We start from the raw sequence: 22,093 nt of genomic DNA, 5'->3' as shown, positions 1-22,093 counted from the left end.
GTGCTTGATGTTTTACTAAGGAAAGTGGGTTTATCCCCGAACTTCCTTGATGCGTGCCTTTTTACCGGTAAGCCCTCTAAAATAGAAGATTCTAGATCTACGAACCTTACCTTTTTTGTTCACCTCAATGCGTTGAAGTGCTGGCATGTTGATTGGGAAAATTCTTTCCACACCCACGGTTCCTGACATTTTTCTGATAGTAAAGGTCTCAGTAGCTCCTGATCCCCTTCTTTGGATCACTACTCCTTTAAAGAACTGGGTACGTGTTTTTTCGCCTTCCTTAATTTCGTAGTATACCGTAATGGTGTCACCAGATGAAAATTTTGGAAAGTCTTTTTTTGGAACAAATTCGTCTTCAACAAATTTTATTAAGGATTCCATGATATGCTTTTTTAATGTTTTACAAGATCAACTTTCACGAGTCTCGTCAGAGGTTGATTTTGCGATTGCAAAAGTAATGCAATATTTAGAATTGACAAGGGCTTTTTTGCTTTTTACAACTGATTCCCGTCTTACGCCGATTTTCGGACATGCCCGATCGCATAAACCAGCAGGCCAATACCAAATAGGATGTAGGGGAGTGGCCCAATAACGGCAAATACCTTTGTCCAGGACAAAATGGAATCCGCACCCCTATGCCCTGCAAAAAGGGTTCCAGAGAAATTGAGGATGTTAAAAACCAAGGTTAGTATACTTCCAACAAGCATGAGCAAGGTACCAGCGTTTTTTTGTTTGGTCACCAGAACAATGCACCCTACAATTACGGCCAATTGGGCAAGGGTACCCAATATGGAGCCCAAAGCGAAAAAAAGTGTATAAGAATCGTCCATACTATTTCAATAAATCAGGTCGTTTTTTTGTCGTGCGTTCCAAAGCTTGCTCCTCCCTCCATTTTTCTATCTTGGGAAAATCCCCGCTTAGCAATATTTCTGGAACTTCTTGTCCTTTATAGTTGGAAGGTCTGGTATACACAGGGGGTGCCAGTAAATTATCTTGGAAGGTATCGGTCAAGGCAGAGGTTTCATCATTCAGTACCCCGGGCAATAATCGTATCACGGCATCGCAAAGTACCGCAGCGGCCAATTCTCCTCCAGACAATACATAGTCACCTATGGAGATTTCACGGGTAACAAACATATCCCTGACCCGCTGATCCACACCTTTATAATGTCCGCATAAAATAATCAAGTTTTGTTTTAGGGAAAGTTCATTGGCAATTCCCTGATTTAAAGTACCCCCATCGGGTGTCATATAAATGACTTCATCGTATTCCCTTTTGGCTTTGAGTTGGGAGATACACTTGTCAATCGGCTCAATCATGAGTACCATTCCAGCGCCACCCCCAAATTGGTAGTCATCCACCTGCTTGTAATTTCCCGTAGTATAATCCCGAAGATTATGGAAATGAACTTCCACCAAGCCTTTTTCCTTGGCCCTATTAAGGATAGAGGCGTTGAATGGACTCTGCATTAACTCCGGTAAGACCGTTATAATATCTATCTGCATGGGCACAAAAATAAAGAAGTATTGTGGATACCCTATTGTGGGTTTTTCCAAAAGTAATGCAGATACCCCTCATCCTTTTCCCAACCCAGTCGTTCATATAGTTTTTGGGCTGGATTATCTGTGGCTGTTTCCAAAGCGAGTCCTTTGCCATTTTTCAACTGGCAAAATTCCTTGGCATGGTTCAAGAGTTGTTCGCCTATGCCCTTTTTTCTTACTTCCGGAGCTACAAACAAATCGTTCAAAATGTAAAACTGCTGCATGGAAACGGAAGAAAAGGTAGCGTACAATTGGGTAAAACCCACTGGGATTTCATTTTCCAAGGCAAGGAAAATAACGTTTTCCCCTTTTCTAAATCGTTCCAAAAGAAAATTCTTTGCTGCCTCTACATCCGATTCCTGTCCATAAAAAACGCGGTAGGCATCAAATAGGGGAGCGATAAGGTCAACATCCAAGGCTGTAGCTTGTTTGATCATTCCTTAGAACCTTAAAAGTGGACTTTGTTACTTTTTGTTTTTGTTCAGTTCGTCCTGAAGTTGTCGGCTAATTTTCTGCTCGCGTTCCAATGCGCGACGTCTGTGTTCCTCAAATTCCTTTTCAAGATCGGCCAGTGCCTCCTTGGCCTGACTGGTTAGAACATTGCTATTCCTGAACCTATAGATAAACAGGAGCAAGAAAAGGAGCAAGCCAACTATAATTCCCCAAAGAATAAGTTTGTATGTGCCTTTGCTAACCTGTGCTCCAAAAAAGGACATGCTATCTTTCTCTGAAGTGACCGTTTTTAGACTGTTCGAAGTTTCTTGCAGCCTAGCATTGAGGTCTTCTATTTCCGATTTGTTATTGGTAATGGTAGCAGAGAGGTCTTTGATGGACTTGTTGGCGGTGTTTATGGAATCAAATATGTTTTCTTTGATTCGATTCAAATCCACAAGCCGAATTACCTCATATCGAATACCATTGGCCCTATAGTTACCGGATTTTTTCTCCAATCGTTGGAATTGGCCCACCAAGGATTGATCTTCTTCATTCTGATCGCTTTGTTGCGCAGATAAGGTCAATAAAGGGGTTAGTAAAGCTAGGGCGAATAAATATCGTAATCTTCTCATGGTCAATGTTCTTTAATTATAGATTAAGGGTAGGGCGAAATTACACCAATAAACTAAAATTCAAAAGAAAATTGCCCATGGGAGCACCTACCAACCCCAAAAATGTTTAATAATAGGTATAGCGTCTAACTTTGGCAATGTACTTTGCCAATCTGATCACCTGATGGGAGTATCCGTACTCGTTATCATACCATATATATAATACCACACTTTTTCCATCTGCGGATACCAGGGTGGCCTGACTATCATAGATGGATGGGGCAGAGGCACCAACAATATCAGAAGATACCAGTTCATTGCTCAGGGAATATTTGATCTGTTCCACCAAATCTCCTTCCAGTGCGTACTTTTTCAAAATGGTGTTCAAGCTTTCCTTGGAGGTCTTATTCTTGACTTCGAGATGAAGAATGGCCAAGGAGCCATTGGGTACCGGTACACGAATGGCGTTGGAAGTCAGTTTGCCTTTTAAGGAAGGTAAGGCTTTGGCAACAGCAGCACCAGCTCCGGTTTCTGTTATGACCATGTTTAGGGCGGCAGCACGACCCCTACGATACTTTTTGTGCATATTATCCACCAAGTTCTGGTCATTGGTGTAGGCGTGTATGGTCTCCAAATGTCCTTTTTTAATGCCGAGGGAATCCTCTATGACCTTTAGGACCGGAGTGATGGCGTTGGTGGTACAGGATGCTGCAGAGTAAATTTTGGTTTTTTCAGGATTAAACTCGGAATGGTTCACTCCATGTACAATGTTCGGAACCTCTTTTCCTGGGGCAGTAAGTAATACTCGGCTGGCTCCTTTGGCTTCCAAATGTCTGGAAAGTGCTTCCTTATCCCTAAAAGCTCCTGTATTGTCTATGATCAATGCATTGAAGATTCCGTGTTTGGTGTAGTCAATGGATTCTGGTTTGTCTGCACTGATAAACTTGACCGTGGTTCCGTTTACAATCAGGGCCTCATTCACTGCATCCACATCCACGGTTCCCATAAATTGTCCATGCACAGAGTCTGTTTTCAACAGGGCCGCACGTTTTTCCAAAATTTCGTGTGACAATTCACCTCGTACTACAACAGCTCTTAATCTTAATTGGCTACCTCTTCCGGTTTTTGCCATAAGCTCTCTTGCGACCAATCTACCAATGCGGCCAAACCCATAAAGTACCACATCTTTGGGCTTGATTTCCTTGGAAGCCTGCGCATCCTTGAGTTTCTCCAGTACAAAGGCCTTTACATTGAGGTGTGTATTATCTTCGGAATGGTATTCATAGGTCAGTTTTCCAATATCCAGTTTGGCTGGGGGAAGGTTGATATCGTTAATGGCCCGAAGAATTTCCACGGAATCAAAAATGGAAATGGGCTTTTGGACAAATTCACCTGCATACTCGTGCAGGTTGATGATGTCGCTCACATTTTTGTCTATGATTTGATTTTTGAAAAGCACCACTTCAATGGCCTTGTCGTACCAAAGATCACTGATGATCTTGATGAATTCGGTGGTAGCTTTTCTACGATCGGCTTGAAATGCGAGCTCTTTTTCGTAAGACTTGATATCTCCCATAGGATTTAGTTGCTAGAGTTTTAAGTTTGCGGCTAAATTATATATTTCAAACGTTTTCGTAAAAGGTTTTGACAATAAAAAAGCACCCTTAAAGGGTGCTTTTTCAAGTCTTCAAAGAATTGCGATTATTGTAAAATTAATCGCTCTTTTTCTCCTTTTTCGTTGATCATAGTGAAGCTTGTTCGCCCATATCTTGAGATTTCCCCAAAATGCTCACGCGCATCATCTATGTTGGTGATCTCATTGTCATCCACTGCAATGATTACCTTATTTTTCAAATCATACCTTCCATAGCCTTCCGGCACATCAATAATCTTGACACCTTTTTTGACCCCAAAGGTCTTTTTGTCTTCATCGGAAAGATTCTTGACCATAAACCCAGTTGTTGGCAAAATGATGGTTTGCTGCTTTTTCAAGGTCACCTTCTTGGTCAATTTATTGCCATCCCTGTCCACTACAACATCAACGGTGTCCCCGGGTCTCTTAGAAGATAAATATCCGGTTAGTTCAGAGAATTTACGAACCAGAATATTGTCAACTTGTTTAATGATATCACCTTCTTGCAAACCAGCTTCTTCGGCACCGGAATCCTCAGAAACTTGGGAGATATATACCCCTTCAATTTCATCCAAGCCTAATTCAATTGCAGCTTGCGAGTTTACATTGGCCGCGGAAATTCCCAATAGACCGCGTTGTACATTTCCAAACTCCATAATATCCTCTACCACTTTCTTTGCAATATTACTTGGAACGGCAAAGGCATAGCCCACATAAGATCCTGTTTGAGAGGTAATAGCAGTATTAATGCCAATAAGGTCACCATTGGTGTTTACCAAGGCACCTCCGCTATTTCCTGGATTTACCGCGGCATCTGTTTGAATAAAACTCTGGTTTCTTCCTAAGGAACGGGCCTTGGCACTGACGATACCTGCAGTAACTGTAGAGGTTAGACTAAATGGATTACCTACGGCAAGCACCCATTCCCCAACACGGGAATTGTCCGAGTCCCCGAAGGCCAAGTAGGGCAGCGGGCGATCTACATCAATCTTCAACAAAGCAATATCGGTATTGGAATCGGCACCAATAACCTCGGCTTCATAAGTTTTCTTATTGTTTAATGTCACTTCCAATTGACTGGCATTGGCAATTACATGATTATTGGTAACGATAAAACCATCCGGGGAAATAATAACTCCAGAACCTGTTCCTATTTGCGGGGTCTGTTGGCGCTCAAATCCGTAAAAGAAATCAGATAAACTATTGGAACCTTTATGGGTGCTCAAATTTTTCACGTGTACCACGGCATTGACCGTCTTTTCTGCGGCTACGGTGAAATCCACTTCATTAATACCGGCACCTTTGGCCGAGGTGGATAGGGTACTGGTACTTAGTATTGGCGCATTTTGATCTGCCTGCACCCATTTATAATTGTCTTCTTCAAAAAATAATTTGTATGCTCCCAAGGTAATGGCCCCTGCAAAGAGGCTTACTAGGAATAAACCGGCTATTCTTTTCATAATTCAGTAAAAATTTAACATTCAGCTTCAACAAAATTAAATGAATCCTATAATGGCTTTGTCGGTTTAACTCGTTTTTAACTACAAAAAAATCCTTAAAGAATACCCTATATTTGTTCCTTTGCAGAGAAGTATGCAACTGGATTTTTACAAATACCAAGGAACCGGGAACGATTTTGTTGTAATTGACAATCGCCAGGATATTTTTCCCAAAAATAATACCAAAATCATTTCGCAATTGTGCGACCGTAGATTTGGTGTGGGTGCGGATGGCCTTATTTTGCTTGAAACTGACGATGTGTCCGATTTTTATATGAATTATTATAACTCGGATGGGAGTCAAAGCATGTGCGGGAATGGAGGTAGATGTGCCGTTGCTTTTGCCAAGTTTCTAGGGATAATTGAGGAACAGACCACCTTCAAGGCCATTGATGGACTTCATACGGCGACCATAAAAGGAGATATAGTCACCTTAAAAATGCACGATGTGGAAGAAGTTCGCCAAAAGGATGCCTATAGCTTTTTGGATACCGGTTCACCCCACCATGTGCAACTGGTTCATGAGCTCGAAAAATTCAATGTAACCAAAGAAGGGGCCAAGCTGAGGTACGGACTCTATGGCAAGGCTGGGAGCAATATCAACTTTGTGGAACAAGCCGATGCGAACACCTTTGGGGTTCGGACGTATGAGAGAGGGGTGGAGGACGAGACACTTTCCTGTGGTACTGGTGTTACTGCTGTGGCCATTGCCATGCACAAAACTGGGAAAACTGAATCCAACGAAGTGCATATCAAGACACCAGGTGGAGATTTGACCATAAGTTTTGACCAGCAAAATGGTTCGTATACAGACATCTACCTCCAGGGACCTGCCCAAATGGTATTTAATGGCAAAGTATCATGGTGAAGTTGGACGGCAAACATATTTATCTAAGAGCTTTGGAGCCCAAAGATTTGGATTTCCTGTACCAACTGGAAAATGACACCTCCATCTGGGAAATCAGTGGTACGCTGAAACCCTATTCCAAAAAAGTGCTCCGACTATATCTGGACAATGCCCATAGGGACATTTTTGAGGTAAAACAATTGCGCTTATGCATCTGCACACCGGATGACCAATGTGTAGGCTTGATTGATTTATTTGATTTTGACCCCAAGAACAAGCGAGCGGGAATGGGAATTGTAATTGCCAAACCTGGGGATCGGAATAAGGGTTGGGGTGCGGAAGCAATCGAAATCCTCTGCAATTACGCTTTTACCACGCTGGACCTTCACCAGCTTTATGCCAATATTTTAGAGGAAAACAAACCTAGTATCCATTTGTTCCAGAAGTTGGGATTTGACCAAATTGGGGTTAAAAAAGAGTGGATAAGAACCAACAAAGGGTTCAAGAACGAACTAATGTTCCAAAAAATCAATAATAATGCATCTTAAAAGAGTGCTCTGGGCCGCGGCCATCCTAGGTCTGATTGTTTGTGGTTTTTTTGCGTACCAAATTTATAGTGCCATTTTCAGTCCCAATACCCAATTTAACAATGAGGAGGCTTTCGTATACATTGCTTCTGATGCCAATTTATCGGATGTTAGAAAAAGTTTGGAACCTTTGTTGAAGGATTGGTCCAGTTTTGAGGCAGTTGCAGACCGAAAAGGGTATTCTTCCAACGTCAAAGGAGGAAAATATGTCATTAAAAAGGGGATGAGCAATAATGACATGATCAATACCCTTAGAAGCCAAAACATTCCCGTAAGAGTATCATTTAATAATCAAGAATCTGTGGAGGCTTTGGCTGGAAGGGTTGCTGAACAGATAGAAGCTGATAGCTTGTCCTTGTTGAAAGCATTTAATGACGCCCAGTTTTTGGGAGAAGCAGGTTTTAATGAAGATACCAAATTGGCCATGTACCTGCCCAACACCTATGAATTCTTTTGGAATACCAGTGGTGATGGTTTTCGGGATAGAATGTATAAGGAATATAAAAGGTTTTGGACGGAAGAACGATTGGAGAAGGCCAAAAAGCAAAATCTAACAGCTACCCAGGCCATTTCCTTGGCAGCTATAGTACAGAAAGAGACCGTAAAATCTGATGAGCGTCCAAGAGTAGCTGGTGTTTACCTGAATCGAATTAAAAAGGGCATTTTGCTCCAAGCGGATCCAACCGTGATTTTTGCCATCAAAAAAGAGACAGGGAATTACGATACCATTATAAAAAGAGTCCTGTATCGGGATTTGGAGATTGATTCTCCTTATAACACCTATAAAAACGCTGGAGTTCCCCCGGGTCCGATCACCATGCCGGACATAACTTCCATAGAAGCCGTTTTGAACCCTGAAAAACACGATTATCTCTATTTTGTGGCTGATGTATCCAATTTTGGCTATCATATGTTTGCCGAAACCCTTGCGCAACACAACCGAAATAAGGTGCAATACATCCGTTGGCTAAATCAGCAAAATGTCCGTAGATAGTACCGCTTACCGTTAATTTTCAGCCTTTTAACGTTATTTGGGCCACAATTAAGAAATTCTTATGAGCTTTATTATTGTTAAAATAAAGTCTCCCCCTATATTTGCCGGCCAAATTTAATTTCATAGCAAATGTGCTTTGAATCATTAAATATGTGAATTATGAAAAGATGGATTGGTTTTATACTGCATCTTGCCATGGTTGTGATTTTAACGAGTTTTGTCTCGTATACCACTACTAAAAAAGTGGACTACAAGATTCCGGATTCGTTGAAAACAAGAATCAATGTGGAGACCGTAGTGCTCGAGGAGCCTTTGGAAATCCAGGAAGACGACCTAGTGACCCCACCTTTTTTAGGGAATGCCTATAATGGTTTTAAAGAAGCCTTGGCATTTAAGGAGTCGCAAGGAAGATATGACGTTATCAATACCTTGGGGTATCTTGGAAAATACCAGTTTGGAGTGGGGACGCTTAAATTATTGGGTGTCTATGATTCCATAAGTTTTCTGAACGACCCGCAATTGCAAGAAAAGGTTTTTGAAACAAATGTTGCGAGGAACAAATGGATACTTAGACGGTACATAAAACTGTACAACGGGAAACGAATCCGAGGTACGGTTATCACCGAATCCGGTATTTTGGCAGCAGCCCATTTGGCTGGAGCCGGAAATGTAAAAAAATACCTGAGATCCTATGGAAAGAACGATGTTGCAGATGCTTATGGAAGTAACATTTCGTATTACATGAGAAAATTCTCAGGATTTGACATCTGTTCCATTGAGCAAAAAAGAAATGCGAAAATTTAGTTAAGTTTTTTAAGTAAGTAATATGGCCCAAGGTTTGTCCTTGGGCTTTTTTTATGCCTGAATAATAAAGATAGTGGGTCGTTTGTTCAGGTCTATTTTCATTTCACTCCATTCATGGACGCTTTTGGTCTGTATAAATTCGGTGGGCAATGTAATGTCTGTAGCTATACAGAGTCTGGTTTGCTTTTGCAGGGTTTTGGTAAGCTCCAGCAGCAATTTGCTGTTTCGGTACGGAGTCTCCATAAAGATTTGCGATTGCCCGCTATCCCTGGACAAGCGTTCCAATTGTTTTAGTTTGGATTTCCTTTCAGGGGCATCAATGGGCAAATATCCATTAAAGGCAAAGTTCTGGCCGTTCATTCCACTGCTCATCATGGCCATTAAAATGGAAGAAGGCCCCACCAAAGGAACCACCTGAATGCGTCTTTCATGGGCCACTTTGATTACCGAAGCGCCTGGATCGGCAATACCAGGGCAACCCGCCTCGGACAAAATTCCAATGTTGTGACCACTGATACAGGGGTCCAAATACGATGGAATTACAGCAGGATCCGTGTATTTATTCAGTGTTTCTATATGCAAACTAGGTTGCGGTTTGCTAGGACTTACTTTCTTAATAAAGTGCCTGGCCGTCTTTTCATTTTCTACCACATAGTGGTTAATATTTTCGATGGTGCGTTTGATGGAAATGGGCAGAACCTCCAAAGGGGCATTGTCTCCCAAGGTGGTGGGAATCAAATAGACTTTACCTAAAACCAGACCAGGTTTGCTTTCTTCCATCCGATCAACTTAATTTTTGGGCGATGACCTCACAAGCCATATCAACCATTTGATATACGTTTTCAAATCCATCAGGGCCACCATAGTATGGATCAGGTACTTCATTGAAACCTAAATCCACTTCGTCCAAGAGCAACTTTACTTTCTTTTCATCTTCCCTGCTATTGGCAAGTCGTAAAACGTTGGAAAAATTACTTAAATCCATGACATAAATTACATCGAACTCCTGAAAATCATTTGCAGAAAATTTGCGACACTTTTGATGACTGATATCAATTCCGTGCTTTAGTGCCACAGCTATGGATCGCTTGTCGGGGGCATTGCCCACATGATATCCGGCGGTCCCGGCAGAGTCGACAAATATTGCACCTTCGTCAATTTTGGAACGCAATACACCTTCGGCCAATGGTGACCTGCAAATGTTGCCCAAGCAGACCATCAAAACCTTAGTTTTCATTAAATTAAAAGGATTAGGAAAATTTCTTGTTCAGATCTTCAATATACTTTCTGAACTGCTTATCGGTTTCGGCCAGATTATCTACTGTCTTGCACGCATGTAACACGGTGGCATGATCTCGCTTTCCTATTTGGGAGCCAATGCTGGCCAATGAGGCCTTGGTAAACTTTTTGGCAAAGAACATGGCCAATTGCCTGGCTTGTACAATATGGCGCTTCCTGGTTTTGGATTGAAGGGTGGCCACATCCATTTCAAAATAATCTGACACCACTTTTTGGATGTAATCGATGGAAACTTCCCGCTTGGTGTTCTTGACAAACTTCTCAACTACTTGTTGGGCCAACTCTAAAGTCACTTCCCGTTTGTTGAAGGAGGACTGTGCAATCAACGAAATAATGGCTCCTTCCAATTCCCGAATGTTGGTTTTGATGTTCTTGGCCACATGATCTATGATATCCTCCGGCATTTCAACCCCGTCCCTGTACAGCTTGTTCTTTAGAATGGATACCCGGGTCTCGTAATCCGGACTTTGCAGTTCGGCAGAAAGTCCCCACTTGAATCGGGATAACAAACGCTGTTCAATGTCCTGCATGTCTACAGGAGCCTTGTCCGATGTTAAGATGACCTGCTTGCCATTTTGGTGCAGGTGATTGAAAATATGGAAGAACACATCCTGTGTACCGGATTTTCCAGAAAGGAACTGTACGTCATCAATAATCAGCACATCTATTAGCTGATAAAAATGGATGAAATCGTTTCGGGTGTTCTTTTTTACGGATTCAATATACTGTTGTGTAAACTTTTCAGCGGAAATATAGAGTACGGTCTTTTCTGGATATTTATCCTTGATCTCAACTCCAATGGCATGCGCCAAGTGGGTCTTTCCCAATCCAACCCCACCAAAAACCAATAGGGGGTTAAAGGAAGTTCCACCAGGTTTGTTGGCCACCGCCATACCCGCTGATCGGGCCAAGCGATTGGAATCTCCTTCCAGAAAATTTTCAAAATTGTAATTGGGATTGAGTTGCGACTCAATCTTGATATTTCGAATACCGGGAATCACAAATGGATTCTTCAGCTCGGGACTTTTGGAGGTAATGGGCACATCCAATTCCTGAGGTCCCACAGCAGTTCGGTTTGAGCTTGGTATTTGCTCGGTAAACGGTTCCTTGTTACCGTACTTATTTTCCATTTTAATAATGTAGATAAGTTTGGCATTGTTTCCGAGTTCCTTGGTCAAGGCAACTTTCAAAAGCTTTACATAATGCTCTTCCAACCACTCATAGAAAAATTTACTGGGAACTTGAATGCTCAGGGCACTATCTGTTAACTTGATAGGCTTAATAGGTTCAAACCATGTTTTGAATGCCTGCGGTTGGATATTATCCTGGATAAAAGCCAAACAATTGTTCCACACGGAATTTGCAGTAACACTCATAAAAGTTTTTCCTTAGTTTAATGGTTAGCTTTAAAGCTCTAGGTCAAAGCATCAAAGGGTTTCAGGATGCTCGTTGGATGCGACAAATATGTGAACAAAACTTTGAAAAAAAAAATGATTTTGCCATTGAATAATTTGTTTTTTTTTCGCATGTTTCCTTAATGTAAACCGAGCCTCTAAATATATAATTTTTCAGTTAAAATATGCGGATAAATTCATTTTCTTTTCGCGTTCGTTATGCAGAAACGGACCAGATGGGTATTGTTCACCATGCAAGCTATGTTCCCTATTTGGAGATGGGCAGAATAGAGTGGTTGAGGGCCATGGGCGTCTCTTATAGGGCCATGGAGGAAAATGGACTCATCCTTCCTGTAATTTCCCTACAGATTAACTATAAAAAATCTGCACTCTATGATGATATGCTTACCGTGGAAACCCGGCTAAAGCAACTGCCCATGGTCCGAATTGAATTTGAATACGCCATATACAATGAAAAACGCGAGTTGCTGGCCGAGGCCAGCACGGTATTGGCGTTCATGGATCAAAGCAAAAACAGGCCCATAAAATGTCCAGACTTCATTATGGAAAAATTGAAAGCCTAATCCAGTATTTCAACTTTGATTTGATGCAGTTGCTGAAAGGTTCCAAGAACATCCTCAGCTTCTTTTTTTCGGACGGCAACCACCAAGGCGCAATCCATTTCCATTTTTTGGGAAATGATTTCCAGATTTCGTTGTTTTATAGTTCTCATGACCACATCCATTTGCGGGTAGTCGAACCTTAGCTGGAAATGCTGTTTCACAATCTTTTCAATAATCGTTGCATTTTCAAGAGTCATTTGTGCTGCAGTACGATAGGCCTGAATTAGGCCGCCAACCCCCAGTTTGGTTCCCCCAAAAATTCGGACTATAGCAACCAGCACATTAGTGACCCCAAAAGATTGAATTTGCCCATAAATGGGCATTCCGGCCGAGTTGTTGGGCTCTCCGTCATCATTGGCCCTGTAGGCAACCTGACTGGCGCCAAGTTGCCAAGCATAACATACATGGTTGGCCGTAGGATACTTTTTTCTCAAAGCTTCCACAATGGGTTTGACTTCTTCTTCTGTGGAAATCGGAAAGGCATATCCAAAGAATTTACTTTTCCTATCCTTATATAGTATTTCAGGTGTAGGGTTCTCTAGGGTTCTGTAACTGTCCACTTCCATCAGAACAGGGCTACTAAAACAATACTTAGAACGGCCAAGGCTATACCACCCCAGTTTTTGCTAGTCAATCGTTCCTGGAACATTAAAATGCCGAGCAAGGTGCAGAGCATGACCACAGCCACATTGTTAATGGTAAAAATGGCGGCGGAGCTAAAATTCTCGTTCTGTAACGCTCTAAGCAAAAAGAAAATGGAAAAATAATTGGGTACGCCGAGTACGATTCCGCCCAATACATTTCTGAAATTGACACTGATCTTCTCTTTTGTAGCTCTATACCCAATAAAGATAAAGCCAGAAAGTGCGGCAAATCCAAAGACCATGGCTGAAAAAATGGCGACCTCCTTAGAATCCAAATGTCGTTCCTCAAAATATTTCATGCTGGCATCTATGATTCCAGACCCTAAGAAAACCAACAGGGGCAGGACCAAGGCTTTCTTGGAAATTACCAGCGAGTTTTCCTTAATAGAGGTAAAATAAACCGCAGCAAGTGCCAATAAGATTCCAAGGCCTTGTAAAAGGGAGAGCTTTTCATTGTATAGAATCATTCCAATAACAACGGGAATGACCAAGGACATTTTAGTGGCTACGGATGCCACTGTGACCCCTGCTACCTGGGATGCCCTCGCCATCAGATTAAAAATGAGGATAAAAAAGACGCCCATACCCATTGCTCCCACAAACCAGGACGATTGCGTTATGGCAGAAACCTTGATTGTTCCATCGTAAAGAAAGAGACCTACAGTACAAGCCACCACATAATTGACTACAATGGCATAGGGAGTCTGTACCTTATGTGTATCGAATAATTTGAATACTATAAATATGGTAGTAGTACAAAGAATGCTAAACAGTAGATCTAACATTAAAGGTGTTGTTTTAGTTGGGTGATATCTTCTGAGCCTACTTGCAAATTCCAAACCTGGATACCCAAAGAGGCCGCAGTATCTGTATTTTCCTTGGTATCATCCACGAACAGCGTTTCCTCTGGGATAAGATTATTCGCTTGCAGCACAAATTCGAAAATTTCCGCATCCGGTTTGCGCATGCCCATTTCATAGGAGAGATAGAAAACTTCAAAAGCGGCTTCAAACCGATCAAACTTTTCCTTTCCCAGCCGTTCTCTTACAAACTCGATGTGCAGGTCGTTGGTATTGCTCAAAAGAAACAAACGATATTGGTTTTGCTTGGCCAGGTTTTCTACAAAATCCAGTCGGCTATCCGGAAAATCCTTTAAGATGGAGTTCCATGCATTAATAACGTAGTCTTCAGGGGCGGTAGGGAAATGGGAAGCCACATGCTTCAGAAAGGAGGGGGAATCCATCTCTCCTTTTTCATAGGAGTTGAATAGGTTTTCCAAATCCGGAGTAAGTTCCTTATAACCATATTTTGCCATGGCCCTTGCCGTGGCGGGTTTATCCAAATCGATAAAAATGTCTCCAAAATCTAGAATAATGTTTTTAATCATGCTGTAGTATTGAAAGGGTGTCGGAAATCATTTTTTCTGAGTGGACAAGTTTCCCGGATATGACAGGCGCCAAAGTTCCAGAATCAAATCTGGAGGCACCTTTAAAAATCCGGGCCTCATCCCAAAGCCCCTCATCAATGAAGGTTTGAAGCGTTCTTGTTCCTCCTTCAACCAGTAAGCTTGAAATGGAATGTTTATGTAGCAGAGTACAAATTTGATTTGCCACAGGTTTGGTGAAATCCAGTAGCTCATAGGTAATTCCGCCCAGGTATCTGGAGCTGTCCTGCTCGGCTGTCAACAATAAGGTTTGCACGCTTTGGTCCAACACGTGAAAATGTGACGGGATCTTCAAAGATTTGTCCAAGATTACCCGAATCGGATTTTTGCCTTCCCATGTCCGCACATTTAGTTTCGGATTGTCTTCCAAAACGGTTTGCGTACCTACCAAAATGGCCTGTTCTTCACTTCTCCATTGATGGACCAACTGTTTGGAGTAGGTATTGCTGATCCAAACGGGTTCGGGATTGGTTTTTCTCTTGACTTTATCTGGCGCAATAAACCTATCCTCAGTTTCGGCCCATTTTAAAATGATATAGGGTCTTTTTTTCTCCTGATAGGTCAAAAACCGTTTGTGATGTTCCCTGCATTCAGCTTCCAAAACCCCAACAGTTACTTCACATCCTGCATCCCGCATTTTTTTAATTCCTTTGCCCGCAACTTTGTCATGGGGGTCTTGTAAACCAATGACCACCTTTGGTATTTCCGATTCAATAATTAAATCAGCACAGGGCGGGGTTTTTCCAAAGTGCGAGCAGGGTTCCAAAGTAACATAAATTGTGGATTGCTTTAGTAGTTCCTTGTCCCGGACAGCATTAATGGCATTGACTTCCGCATGTGGGCCACCATAAGGACTCGTGTAACCTTCCCCAATGATTTTGTGGTTGTAAACAAGTACACTTCCTACCATAGGATTGGGGGCAGTGGTTCCTAGACCTTTTTTGCCCAATTCCATGCATCGCAACAGGTATTTTTCGTGTATATTCACCGGACAAAAATAGAATAATAAAACACAATATGGGCGAGGTCATAATTCGCGAAATCCAACCAAAGGACAATGCCGCAGTGGCAAGCGTAGTTCGCCAAGTTTTGGTGGATTTGGGAGTGCCCAAAGTGGGTACCGCCTATGCCGATAAGGCATTGGATGATATGTATGGAGCTTATGACGTTCCACAGGCCACCTATTTTGTTGCTGAAGAGGGAGGCCGCATTATTGGATGCGCCGGAGTGGCCCAATTGGAAAACTTTGATGGCAATGTTTGCGAGCTGCAGAAAATGTACTTTCTGGAAGAAGCTAGGGGTAAAGGCTTGGGCGCCAGGATGATTGACGCTTGCTTGGCAAAGGCAAAGGAATTTGGTTTTGAAGCCTGCTATTTGGAAACCATGCCCTACATGAAAGCCGCCCAGAAACTCTATCAAAAGAACGGGTTCCAATATATTGATGCCCCAATGGGCAATACGGGCCATTACTCCTGTCCGGTATGGATGCTTAAAGAAATATAGGGTGCTGCTGAAAGAAATCAAAGACATTTTCCATAAAGAATTGGATCCAATATATGCTGCTGAGGAAGTGGACTCCTTTTTTCATCTATGCATAGAGCATTATTTGCACTTGGAACGATTTACTTTGGTTCTTCAACCCGATTTGGTGTTGACCAAAGAGGAGGAAACGCCATTGTTTGAGGCCTTAAGTAAACTGAGATTGGAGGAACCCTTGCAGTATATTTTGGGAACTGCCCATTTCATGGATTTGGATTTCAAAGCCAATGAACATGTATTAATTCCCAGACCGGAGACCGAAGAGTTGGTGGAGTGGGTAATATCGGATTGTCAGGTCGAGCGCAGTCGAGACCTAAGGATATTGGACATCGGTACCGGAAGCGGATGTATTGCCATTGCATTGGCCAAAAAGTTTCCTGATGCTAATGTTTATGCTTTGGATGTGTCTGAAAAAGCAATTGGGGTAGCCAAGGAAAACGCTAAATTGAATGGCGTTGATGTTACTTTCGTTCATCAAGATATCCTTAACCCTGATTTTAAACTTGAACTTGAATTTGATGTGATTGTATCCAATCCGCCCTATGTAAGGGAGTTGGAAAAAGTAGAAATAAAGAATAATGTGAAAAAGTACGAACCACATGTGGCCTTGTTTGTACAGGATGAAGACCCTTTGCTTTTTTATAAGACCATTACGCAATTTGCTATTTCGCATCTGGGCAAAAAGGGAAAGCTCTATTTTGAAATCAACCAATATTTGGGCAAGGAGACCCAAGCCCTTTTAGAAGCGCATAATTTTTTGGAAATTGAACTCCGAAAGGACATTTTTGGAAATGACAGAATGCTTAAAGGCCAACTAAATTAACATGGATAGTGTTGCGGTTTTTTGTGGAAGTAGTGAGGGTAATGACCCTAGGATGGTTGAAGCTGCCTTCGGGTTGGGAGAAGTTTTGGCTTCGCAACAAATCCAATTGGTCTATGGTGGCGCTAAAGTTGGGCTGATGGGGCAGGTAGCTGACGGGGCTTTGGGCAAAAATGGTAAAGTAATCGGGGTAATACCAGATTTTCTAAAGCGCAAGGAGGTGTTTCATCCCAGTATTTCGGAATTGATCGTGGTGGAAACCATGCACCAAAGAAAATTGAGAATGCACGAACTTGCTGATGGGTTTATGGCACTCCCAGGAGGATATGGTACCTTGGAAGAACTTTTTGAAATCATTACTTGGGGACAGTTGGGATTGCACCAAAAACCTATAGGGTTGCTAAATTGTGATGGTTTTTTTGATTCCATGCTGCAATTTTTGGACACCATGGTCACCCAAGGGTTTTTAAAACAGGAAAACAGGGAGATGTTGTTGGTGGATTCCAGTGCGGAAAGACTTCTGGAGCAAATGAGGAACTATACACCATTGATTACTCCCAAATGGATCGAAAAAGAACAAACGTAAATGAGCATCCAAGAAAAAATAACGGCACTTAGGCAAGAACTCCGTGGGCACAACTACAATTATTATGTGTTGGACAAACCCACGATTTCAGATTACGAGTTTGACATTAAACTCAAGGAGCTTCAAAAACTGGAAGAGGCCCATCCAGAGTTCCATGACCCTACATCCCCAACGCTCAGGGTAGGAGGGGAGGTTACCAAGAATTTTGAGACTATTCAGCATGAACATCGCATGTATTCCCTGGACAATTCCTATTCCAAGGAAGATTTGGAAGATTGGGAAAAACGCATCCAACGCATTTTGGGGGATGTGGACGTGGAGTTCACTTGTGAATTAAAATATGACGGAGCCTCCATCAGCCTGACTTATGAAGAGGGACGATTGGTACGGGCAGTTACCCGGGGTGATGGATTTCAGGGTGATGATGTCACCACCAATATCAAGACCATCAAATCCGTTCCCTTGCAGCTTAAAGGAGACTATCCTCCCAAATTTGACATCCGCGGGGAGATTATCCTTACCCTTGAGGGTTTCGCCGAGATGAATAAGGAACGCATAGCAGCAGGGGAAGAGCCCTATATGAATCCTAGAAATACAGCCTCGGGAAGCCTTAAACTTCAGGACAGCGCTTTGGTGGCCCAGCGTCCGCTGGAGTGTTTGTTGTATAGTATTGTTGGGAACAATCTGGACATAACAACCCAATTTGAAGTGCTTGAAAAAGCCCGGGAATGGGGGTTTAAGGTACCTACGGTTGCCAAATTGTGCAAAACCACGGATGAGGTGATGCAGTTTGTGGAGCACTGGGATGAAAAACGGCATGATTTACCCTACGAAACAGACGGGGTGGTCATCAAAGTAAATAATCTGCGTCATCAAGATGAATTGGGCTATACCGCCAAAGCTCCGCGTTGGGCCATGGCCTATAAGTTCAAGGCGGAACAGGTATCTACCGTACTCCATAAAATCACCTATCAGGTGGGCCGCACAGGTGCCATAACCCCTGTGGCCAATCTGAAACCTGTCTTGTTGGCCGGAACCACGGTAAAGAGGGCATCCTTGCACAATGCAGATCAGATAGAAAAATTGGACATTCGCGAAGGGGATACCGTATTTGTGGAAAAGGGAGGGGAGATCATTCCGAAAATTATTGCGGTAGACCTAGCCCAACGGCCTGCAGGTTTGGTTCCAACCCAGTATATTCAAAATTGTCCGGAGTGCAATACTCCCTTGATCCGCAAGGAAGGGGAAGCACAACATTTTTGTCCCAATGATACAGGTTGTCCTCCGCAAATTACAGGAAGAATCCAGCATTTTATTTCCCGCAAGGCCATGGATATTGAAGGTTTGGGGGGTGAGACTGTGGAACTCCTCTTTAAGGAGGGCTTGATAGCCAATTATGCCGACCTATATGTCTTGACCAAGGAACAAATAATGCCGCTGGAGCGTATGGCCGAAAAATCTGCGGAAAACTTGGTGAATGGGGTAGGGGCTTCCAAAAGTATTCCATTTGAAAGAGTATTGTTTGCCTTGGGAATCAGATATGTTGGGGAGACCGTGGCCAAAAAATTGGCCAAGGCCTATAAAAATATTGATGCTTTGATAGCTGCTTCTGAAGAAGAGCTTATAGCTGTGGATGAAATTGGTGGACGCATAGCCGAAAGTGTGGTTCAGTTCTTTGGAAATCCCGATAATGTAGGAATTGTGGACCGACTAAAATCCTACGGATTACAATTCTCACTATCCGAAGAGCAACTCGAAAATCAATCCGAAAAATTAAAAGGACAGACCTTTGTGGTTTCAGGAGTGTTTGAGTCCATTGGTCGACCCGAGCTTAAAAAACTGATTGAGGACAATGGGGGGAAAGTAGCATCTTCCATTTCTTCCAAAACCAGTTTTTTGGTGGCTGGCGCCAATATGGGGCCCAGCAAAAAGACCAAGGCAGAGAACTTGGGAGTGCCCATCATTTCCGAGCAGGAGTTTATGTCCAAATTGGCATAGCGGATATGGATTATCACGATTTTTTGCAAACTTTAGTTGGGACTAACCCACCCAAGGGTTGGTCTTTACCCCTGCAGTCACTTTGGTACGATGCCAAGGGGGATTGGGAAGCCTCTCATGACATAGCCCAAGATTTGCATACAGCTATGGGCAGTTGGATTCACGCCTATCTGCACCGCAAGGAAGGGGACGAATGGAATGCGGGCTATTGGTACCGACAAGCTGGCAGACCATTCCCTAAACATAGTTTGGAGGAAGAGCTGCAGGAGCTGGTGGAACATGCTACTCACTAGACTTTTAAGACAAAACCGTCAATTCGAGTATCCATCTAGTGATCCCATGCTACCGCTAGATTGTATCTAGTGGTCTCGGAATCAAGAAAAGGAAGATAAGCGAAGAAGAACAAAGCCCAAATTTTTGACTCATCCCTGATTTCAGCATGCTGAAACCGTTCCCTTCTCAAGAAGGGAGCACATTGTTCCCCTTTGGAGCGGGGCAGGGGTGTGTTGTTCTCGATACATCCCGAATTTCATTCGGGACACTCGAACTGACGAAATCGCAGGTTACGATTGAAGATTTTCCCCTTGCTACCGCTAGGTTGTATCTAGTGGTCTCGGAGTCAAGAAAAGGAAGATAAGCGAAGCAGAACAAAGCCCTAATTTCTAACACATCCCTGATTTCAGCTTACTGAAATCTTCCCTTCTCAAGAAGGGAGCACATTGTACCCCTCTAGAGAGGGGCAGGGGTGTGTTGTTCTCGATACATCCCGAATTTTATTCGGGACACTCGAACTGACATAAATGGTATCTTAAACCGAGATGCTTGCCCCATTCCCAGAAACATTCTTGTCGGAATCAAAATAGAAATCTATATGTCCGGTTGGGGTAAACAAGAAAAGAAGAAATGTGAAGAAGAACAAAGCCCAAATTTTTGACACATCCCTTATTTCAGCATACAGAAACCCTTCCCTTCTCAAGAAGGGAGCACATTGTTCCCCTCTCGGGAGGGGCGGGGGTGTGTTGTTCTTCCCTTTTCGCAAATCATGGAAAAATCCATCAACCCAAAACCCCCATCCGTCAATTGAAAATGGGTCTCCGTCAATTGATACCTAATTAAAAGATATTGATTCTTCAAGTTTGTTGGGTAAACTATAAAAACCCAAAAAATGAAATTGCGGAACCTAATTTTTATGGCTCTTTTTGGCCTTTGTGTACTTAGCTGCGGTAAGGACGATGATCCCACCCCAACCCCAAATGAAAACAACGCCCCAGATTATGGGGATAACCAAAGCGTTACCGTCTCGGAGGCCATTTCCGACACCTATGTCATTGGCACCTACACCGCCACGGATGCGGACGAGGAGGATGTGCTTGTCTATTCAACCAACAGCAGTGTTTTTGAGATAGATGCAGAGAGCGGTCAGTTGAGCTTGGCAGATGGCCAGTCACTGGACGCCGATGACAGCCCATATAGTGTAACCTTGACCGTCTCTGACAGTGAAGCCACGGACAGCATCACGGTTACCATTATCGTTACTGAGGGGGAATCTACCGTAAACGAACCTCCGGTTATGGAAGATCAAGAGTTCTCCGTTGATGAGGATGTAGCTGATGATTTTTCAATAGCTACCGTGATCGCCACCGATGAGGATAGTGAAACCCTTACCTATGCAATTATAACTAACAGCGATGATCTTTTTGAGATTGCCGAAGATGGCACTTTGAGTCTTGCCGATGGAGCAGGATTGGACGCCTGGGAAAATGATTCCCATGAAATCATTATAAGCGTTTCAGATGAAGAAAACACCGTTGATGCCACAATTACCATTAATGTGAATGATACTCGTTCCTTTATTACTACTTGGAAAACTACTTTGAATGACGAGAACATTGGATTTGGAACGGACGGGAACGGAACCTATAGTTATATTGTAGATTGGGGTGATGGTACCATTGAGGAGTTTGATGTAAACACGTCGCCATTTCACTATTATGATATAGCAGACACCTACACCGTAAAAATTAGGGCAGAGTCCTTTCCAAAAATAATAATGGATAACCATTTCGCTCAAACCAAGCTAACGAGCATTCAACAATGGGGAGACATTCAATGGAAAAGTTTTGAGAATGCGTTTGAAGGTTGCACCAATATGGAATACAATGCAACGGACGCTCCTGATCTCTCCCAAGTAACCAGCCTTTGGGCCATGTTCTATGGATGTTCTTCCTTCAACGGGGATTTAAGCAATTGGGATGTAAGTGGCATTACCAACATGGGGAATATGTTCTTTGGAGCTACCTCATTTAATGGGGATATAAGTAATTGGAATGTGAGCGAAGTAACCACAATGTATTTTATGTTCAGATGGGCTACTTCATTTAATGGTGATATTAGTGAATGGGAAGTACTTAAAGTTAAGAACATGGCAGCTATGTTTGGGGACGCCCACGCTTTTGATCAAAGCCTTGGAAATTGGGACATTACCAGCGCCACAAATTTATATGATATGTTAAACAATTGTGGAATGGATTCGGATAACTACAATGCAACGTTGATAGGATGGGCTGACTTGGCCACCGTGCCTAGCAATATCTGGCTTGGAGCAAACGGAAGGGTTCACTGTGATGAGGGCACTGTAGCGAGGAACTTTTTGATAGACAACAAAGAATGGCAATTTAACGATGACTCTTCGTGTTTGGAATAGATTAAGGAGTTAGCCGCAAAATATATAGGGGGTACCCATTCCCGGTGTTTTTGTTTTGACCTCTTACTACCACATAGGTTATATCTAGTG

Annotated in this window: 25 protein-coding genes; 11 read left to right on the top strand and 14 right to left on the bottom strand. The window is 42.7% G+C overall.

Annotation, left to right across the window (positions count from 1 at the left end):
• Positions 1-30: 30 nt before the first annotated feature.
• The 7 genes from rplS to ACO6S0_RS09990 all read right to left on the bottom strand — a co-directional run bounded on the left by rplS (position 31) and on the right by ACO6S0_RS09990 (position 5,681).
• Positions 31-381 carry a 50S ribosomal protein L19 gene (gene rplS / locus ACO6S0_RS10020; RefSeq protein WP_422348248.1) on the bottom strand — a complete coding sequence of 117 codons (351 nt, stop codon included), beginning with the start codon at positions 379-381 and terminating at the stop codon, positions 31-33.
• A 131-nt stretch (positions 382-512) separates the two neighbouring features.
• Entirely contained in the window at positions 513-830 is a 318-nt protein-coding gene (locus tag ACO6S0_RS10015) for a hypothetical protein (RefSeq protein ID WP_422348247.1), read from the bottom strand.
• Position 831: 1 nt separating this feature from the next.
• On the bottom strand, positions 832-1,506 hold the full coding sequence (gene trmD / locus ACO6S0_RS10010; RefSeq protein WP_422348246.1) for a tRNA (guanosine(37)-N1)-methyltransferase TrmD: 675 nt from the start codon (positions 1,504-1,506) through the stop codon (positions 832-834).
• A 32-nt stretch (positions 1,507-1,538) separates the two neighbouring features.
• Positions 1,539-1,979 (bottom strand): GNAT family N-acetyltransferase, encoded by a 441-nt coding sequence (locus tag ACO6S0_RS10005; protein ID WP_422348245.1) that lies wholly within the window; start codon positions 1,977-1,979, stop codon positions 1,539-1,541.
• 27 nt (positions 1,980-2,006) lie between these two features.
• Entirely contained in the window at positions 2,007-2,609 is a 603-nt protein-coding gene (locus ACO6S0_RS10000; protein ID WP_422348244.1) for a tRNA (guanine-N1)-methyltransferase, read from the bottom strand.
• 106 nt (positions 2,610-2,715) lie between these two features.
• Entirely contained in the window at positions 2,716-4,164 is a 1,449-nt protein-coding gene (locus tag ACO6S0_RS09995; protein WP_422348243.1) for a glyceraldehyde-3-phosphate dehydrogenase, read from the bottom strand.
• A 125-nt stretch (positions 4,165-4,289) separates the two neighbouring features.
• Positions 4,290-5,681, bottom strand: coding sequence for a trypsin-like peptidase domain-containing protein (locus tag ACO6S0_RS09990; RefSeq protein ID WP_422348242.1), 1,392 nt, complete (start codon positions 5,679-5,681; stop codon positions 4,290-4,292).
• Between the two features lie 133 nt (positions 5,682-5,814).
• Here ACO6S0_RS09990 and dapF point away from each other — a divergent pair, with 133 nt between their 5' ends.
• The 4 genes from dapF (at position 5,815) to ACO6S0_RS09970 (ending at position 8,952) form a co-directional block, all read left to right on the top strand.
• Entirely contained in the window at positions 5,815-6,588 is a 774-nt protein-coding gene (dapF, locus tag ACO6S0_RS09985; protein ID WP_422351815.1) for a diaminopimelate epimerase, read from the top strand.
• Complete coding sequence (locus ACO6S0_RS09980; protein WP_422348241.1) at positions 6,582-7,115, top strand: GNAT family N-acetyltransferase; 534 nt, start codon at positions 6,582-6,584, stop codon at positions 7,113-7,115. Before dapF ends, ACO6S0_RS09980 begins: the two co-directional genes overlap by 7 nt.
• On the top strand, positions 7,105-8,148 hold the full coding sequence (mltG, locus tag ACO6S0_RS09975) for an endolytic transglycosylase MltG (RefSeq protein WP_422348240.1): 1,044 nt from the start codon (positions 7,105-7,107) through the stop codon (positions 8,146-8,148). The genes ACO6S0_RS09980 and mltG overlap by 11 nt, the downstream gene beginning before the upstream one ends.
• A gap of 159 nt (positions 8,149-8,307) precedes the next feature.
• Entirely contained in the window at positions 8,308-8,952 is a 645-nt protein-coding gene (locus tag ACO6S0_RS09970) for a hypothetical protein (protein ID WP_422348239.1), read from the top strand.
• 51 nt (positions 8,953-9,003) lie between these two features.
• Here the strand turns inward: ACO6S0_RS09970 and ACO6S0_RS09965 are convergent, their stop codons facing one another.
• The 3 genes from ACO6S0_RS09965 to dnaA are packed head-to-tail and all read right to left on the bottom strand — an operon-like array spanning position 9,004 to position 11,627.
• Positions 9,004-9,732, bottom strand: a complete 729-nt coding sequence (locus ACO6S0_RS09965) for an SAM-dependent methyltransferase (RefSeq protein ID WP_422348238.1) — start codon at positions 9,730-9,732, stop codon at positions 9,004-9,006.
• A 4-nt stretch (positions 9,733-9,736) separates the two neighbouring features.
• Positions 9,737-10,189: a low molecular weight protein-tyrosine-phosphatase gene (locus tag ACO6S0_RS09960; RefSeq protein WP_422348237.1), complete on the bottom strand. Its 453-nt coding sequence runs from the start codon at positions 10,187-10,189 to the stop codon at positions 9,737-9,739.
• Between the two features lie 13 nt (positions 10,190-10,202).
• A complete protein-coding gene (gene dnaA, locus ACO6S0_RS09955; protein WP_420399998.1) occupies positions 10,203-11,627 on the bottom strand; it encodes a chromosomal replication initiator protein DnaA in 1,425 nt (474 codons plus the stop codon).
• A 203-nt stretch (positions 11,628-11,830) separates the two neighbouring features.
• Here dnaA and ACO6S0_RS09950 point away from each other — a divergent pair, with 203 nt between their 5' ends.
• Positions 11,831-12,229, top strand: a complete 399-nt coding sequence (locus ACO6S0_RS09950; protein ID WP_422348236.1) for an acyl-CoA thioesterase — start codon at positions 11,831-11,833, stop codon at positions 12,227-12,229.
• Here the strand turns inward: ACO6S0_RS09950 and ACO6S0_RS09945 are convergent.
• From ACO6S0_RS09945 to ribD, 4 genes are read right to left on the bottom strand one after another with little or no spacing between them, the layout of a single operon-like run.
• Positions 12,226-12,834 carry an IMPACT family protein gene (locus ACO6S0_RS09945; protein ID WP_422348235.1) on the bottom strand — a complete coding sequence of 203 codons (609 nt, stop codon included), beginning with the start codon at positions 12,832-12,834 and terminating at the stop codon, positions 12,226-12,228. The genes ACO6S0_RS09950 and ACO6S0_RS09945 overlap by 4 nt on opposite strands.
• The gene (locus ACO6S0_RS09940; protein WP_422348234.1) at positions 12,834-13,697 is read right to left on the bottom strand and encodes an EamA family transporter; all 864 of its coding nucleotides are present in this window, start codon (positions 13,695-13,697) and stop codon (positions 12,834-12,836) included. The genes ACO6S0_RS09945 and ACO6S0_RS09940 overlap by 1 nt, the downstream gene beginning before the upstream one ends.
• The gene (locus ACO6S0_RS09935; protein WP_422348233.1) at positions 13,697-14,299 is read right to left on the bottom strand and encodes an HAD family hydrolase; all 603 of its coding nucleotides are present in this window, start codon (positions 14,297-14,299) and stop codon (positions 13,697-13,699) included. Before ACO6S0_RS09935 ends, ACO6S0_RS09940 begins: the two co-directional genes overlap by 1 nt.
• Positions 14,292-15,344 (bottom strand): bifunctional diaminohydroxyphosphoribosylaminopyrimidine deaminase/5-amino-6-(5-phosphoribosylamino)uracil reductase RibD, encoded by a 1,053-nt coding sequence (gene ribD / locus ACO6S0_RS09930; protein WP_422348232.1) that lies wholly within the window; start codon positions 15,342-15,344, stop codon positions 14,292-14,294. The genes ACO6S0_RS09935 and ribD overlap by 8 nt, the downstream gene beginning before the upstream one ends.
• A gap of 29 nt (positions 15,345-15,373) precedes the next feature.
• Between ribD and ACO6S0_RS09925 the strand changes: the two genes are divergently transcribed.
• The 6 genes from ACO6S0_RS09925 to ACO6S0_RS09900 all read left to right on the top strand — a co-directional run bounded on the left by ACO6S0_RS09925 (position 15,374) and on the right by ACO6S0_RS09900 (position 22,003).
• The gene (locus ACO6S0_RS09925) at positions 15,374-15,859 is read left to right on the top strand and encodes a GNAT family N-acetyltransferase (protein WP_422348231.1); all 486 of its coding nucleotides are present in this window, start codon (positions 15,374-15,376) and stop codon (positions 15,857-15,859) included.
• Positions 15,798-16,718 carry a peptide chain release factor N(5)-glutamine methyltransferase gene (prmC, locus tag ACO6S0_RS09920; RefSeq protein ID WP_422348230.1) on the top strand — a complete coding sequence of 307 codons (921 nt, stop codon included), beginning with the start codon at positions 15,798-15,800 and terminating at the stop codon, positions 16,716-16,718. Before ACO6S0_RS09925 ends, prmC begins: the two co-directional genes overlap by 62 nt.
• Position 16,719: 1 nt before the next feature.
• The gene (locus ACO6S0_RS09915; RefSeq protein WP_422348229.1) at positions 16,720-17,301 is read left to right on the top strand and encodes a TIGR00730 family Rossman fold protein; all 582 of its coding nucleotides are present in this window, start codon (positions 16,720-16,722) and stop codon (positions 17,299-17,301) included.
• Positions 17,302-19,299 (top strand): NAD-dependent DNA ligase LigA, encoded by a 1,998-nt coding sequence (gene ligA, locus ACO6S0_RS09910; RefSeq protein WP_422348228.1) that lies wholly within the window; start codon positions 17,302-17,304, stop codon positions 19,297-19,299. It abuts the gene before it with no gap.
• Positions 19,300-19,304: 5 nt separating this feature from the next.
• Positions 19,305-19,592 carry a hypothetical protein gene (locus ACO6S0_RS09905; protein WP_422348227.1) on the top strand — a complete coding sequence of 96 codons (288 nt, stop codon included), beginning with the start codon at positions 19,305-19,307 and terminating at the stop codon, positions 19,590-19,592.
• An 872-nt stretch (positions 19,593-20,464) separates the two neighbouring features.
• Positions 20,465-22,003 (top strand): BspA family leucine-rich repeat surface protein, encoded by a 1,539-nt coding sequence (locus tag ACO6S0_RS09900; RefSeq protein WP_422348226.1) that lies wholly within the window; start codon positions 20,465-20,467, stop codon positions 22,001-22,003.
• Positions 22,004-22,093: the final 90 nt, after the last annotated feature.

Origin of the sequence: Flagellimonas sp. (genome assembly GCF_965233845.1) — a bacterium.
GTDB lineage: Bacteria > Bacteroidota > Bacteroidia > Flavobacteriales > Flavobacteriaceae > Flagellimonas.
The sequence above is the reverse complement of the archived record's forward strand: the minus strand, read 5'-3'. Positions and strand labels throughout refer to the sequence as shown.

What these genes read in the sequence shown, in the direction of transcription:
- rplS (WP_422348248.1), bottom strand. Translation starts at nt 381, where the DNA reads ATGGAATCCTTAATAAAATTTGTTGAAGACGAATTTGTTCCAAAAAAA.
- ACO6S0_RS10015 (WP_422348247.1), bottom strand. Translation starts at nt 830, where the DNA reads ATGGACGATTCTTATACACTTTTTTTCGCTTTGGGCTCCATATTGGGT.
- trmD (WP_422348246.1), bottom strand. Translation starts at nt 1,506, where the DNA reads ATGCAGATAGATATTATAACGGTCTTACCGGAGTTAATGCAGAGTCCA.
- ACO6S0_RS10005 (WP_422348245.1), bottom strand. Translation starts at nt 1,979, where the DNA reads ATGATCAAACAAGCTACAGCCTTGGATGTTGACCTTATCGCTCCCCTA.
- ACO6S0_RS10000 (WP_422348244.1), bottom strand. Translation starts at nt 2,609, where the DNA reads ATGAGAAGATTACGATATTTATTCGCCCTAGCTTTACTAACCCCTTTA.
- ACO6S0_RS09995 (WP_422348243.1), bottom strand. Translation starts at nt 4,164, where the DNA reads ATGGGAGATATCAAGTCTTACGAAAAAGAGCTCGCATTTCAAGCCGAT.
- ACO6S0_RS09990 (WP_422348242.1), bottom strand. Translation starts at nt 5,681, where the DNA reads ATGAAAAGAATAGCCGGTTTATTCCTAGTAAGCCTCTTTGCAGGGGCC.
- dapF (WP_422351815.1), top strand. Translation starts at nt 5,815, where the DNA reads ATGCAACTGGATTTTTACAAATACCAAGGAACCGGGAACGATTTTGTT.
- ACO6S0_RS09980 (WP_422348241.1), top strand. Translation starts at nt 6,582, where the DNA reads ATGGTGAAGTTGGACGGCAAACATATTTATCTAAGAGCTTTGGAGCCC.
- mltG (WP_422348240.1), top strand. Translation starts at nt 7,105, where the DNA reads ATGCATCTTAAAAGAGTGCTCTGGGCCGCGGCCATCCTAGGTCTGATT.
- ACO6S0_RS09970 (WP_422348239.1), top strand. Translation starts at nt 8,308, where the DNA reads ATGAAAAGATGGATTGGTTTTATACTGCATCTTGCCATGGTTGTGATT.
- ACO6S0_RS09965 (WP_422348238.1), bottom strand. Translation starts at nt 9,732, where the DNA reads ATGGAAGAAAGCAAACCTGGTCTGGTTTTAGGTAAAGTCTATTTGATT.
- ACO6S0_RS09960 (WP_422348237.1), bottom strand. Translation starts at nt 10,189, where the DNA reads ATGAAAACTAAGGTTTTGATGGTCTGCTTGGGCAACATTTGCAGGTCA.
- dnaA (WP_420399998.1), bottom strand. Translation starts at nt 11,627, where the DNA reads ATGAGTGTTACTGCAAATTCCGTGTGGAACAATTGTTTGGCTTTTATC.
- ACO6S0_RS09950 (WP_422348236.1), top strand. Translation starts at nt 11,831, where the DNA reads ATGCGGATAAATTCATTTTCTTTTCGCGTTCGTTATGCAGAAACGGAC.
- ACO6S0_RS09945 (WP_422348235.1), bottom strand. Translation starts at nt 12,834, where the DNA reads ATGGAAGTGGACAGTTACAGAACCCTAGAGAACCCTACACCTGAAATA.
- ACO6S0_RS09940 (WP_422348234.1), bottom strand. Translation starts at nt 13,697, where the DNA reads ATGTTAGATCTACTGTTTAGCATTCTTTGTACTACTACCATATTTATA.
- ACO6S0_RS09935 (WP_422348233.1), bottom strand. Translation starts at nt 14,299, where the DNA reads ATGATTAAAAACATTATTCTAGATTTTGGAGACATTTTTATCGATTTG.
- ACO6S0_RS09925 (WP_422348231.1), top strand. Translation starts at nt 15,374, where the DNA reads ATGGGCGAGGTCATAATTCGCGAAATCCAACCAAAGGACAATGCCGCA.
- prmC (WP_422348230.1), top strand. Translation starts at nt 15,798, where the DNA reads ATGCCCCAATGGGCAATACGGGCCATTACTCCTGTCCGGTATGGATGC.
- ACO6S0_RS09915 (WP_422348229.1), top strand. Translation starts at nt 16,720, where the DNA reads ATGGATAGTGTTGCGGTTTTTTGTGGAAGTAGTGAGGGTAATGACCCT.
- ligA (WP_422348228.1), top strand. Translation starts at nt 17,302, where the DNA reads ATGAGCATCCAAGAAAAAATAACGGCACTTAGGCAAGAACTCCGTGGG.
- ACO6S0_RS09905 (WP_422348227.1), top strand. Translation starts at nt 19,305, where the DNA reads ATGGATTATCACGATTTTTTGCAAACTTTAGTTGGGACTAACCCACCC.
- ACO6S0_RS09900 (WP_422348226.1), top strand. Translation starts at nt 20,465, where the DNA reads ATGAAATTGCGGAACCTAATTTTTATGGCTCTTTTTGGCCTTTGTGTA.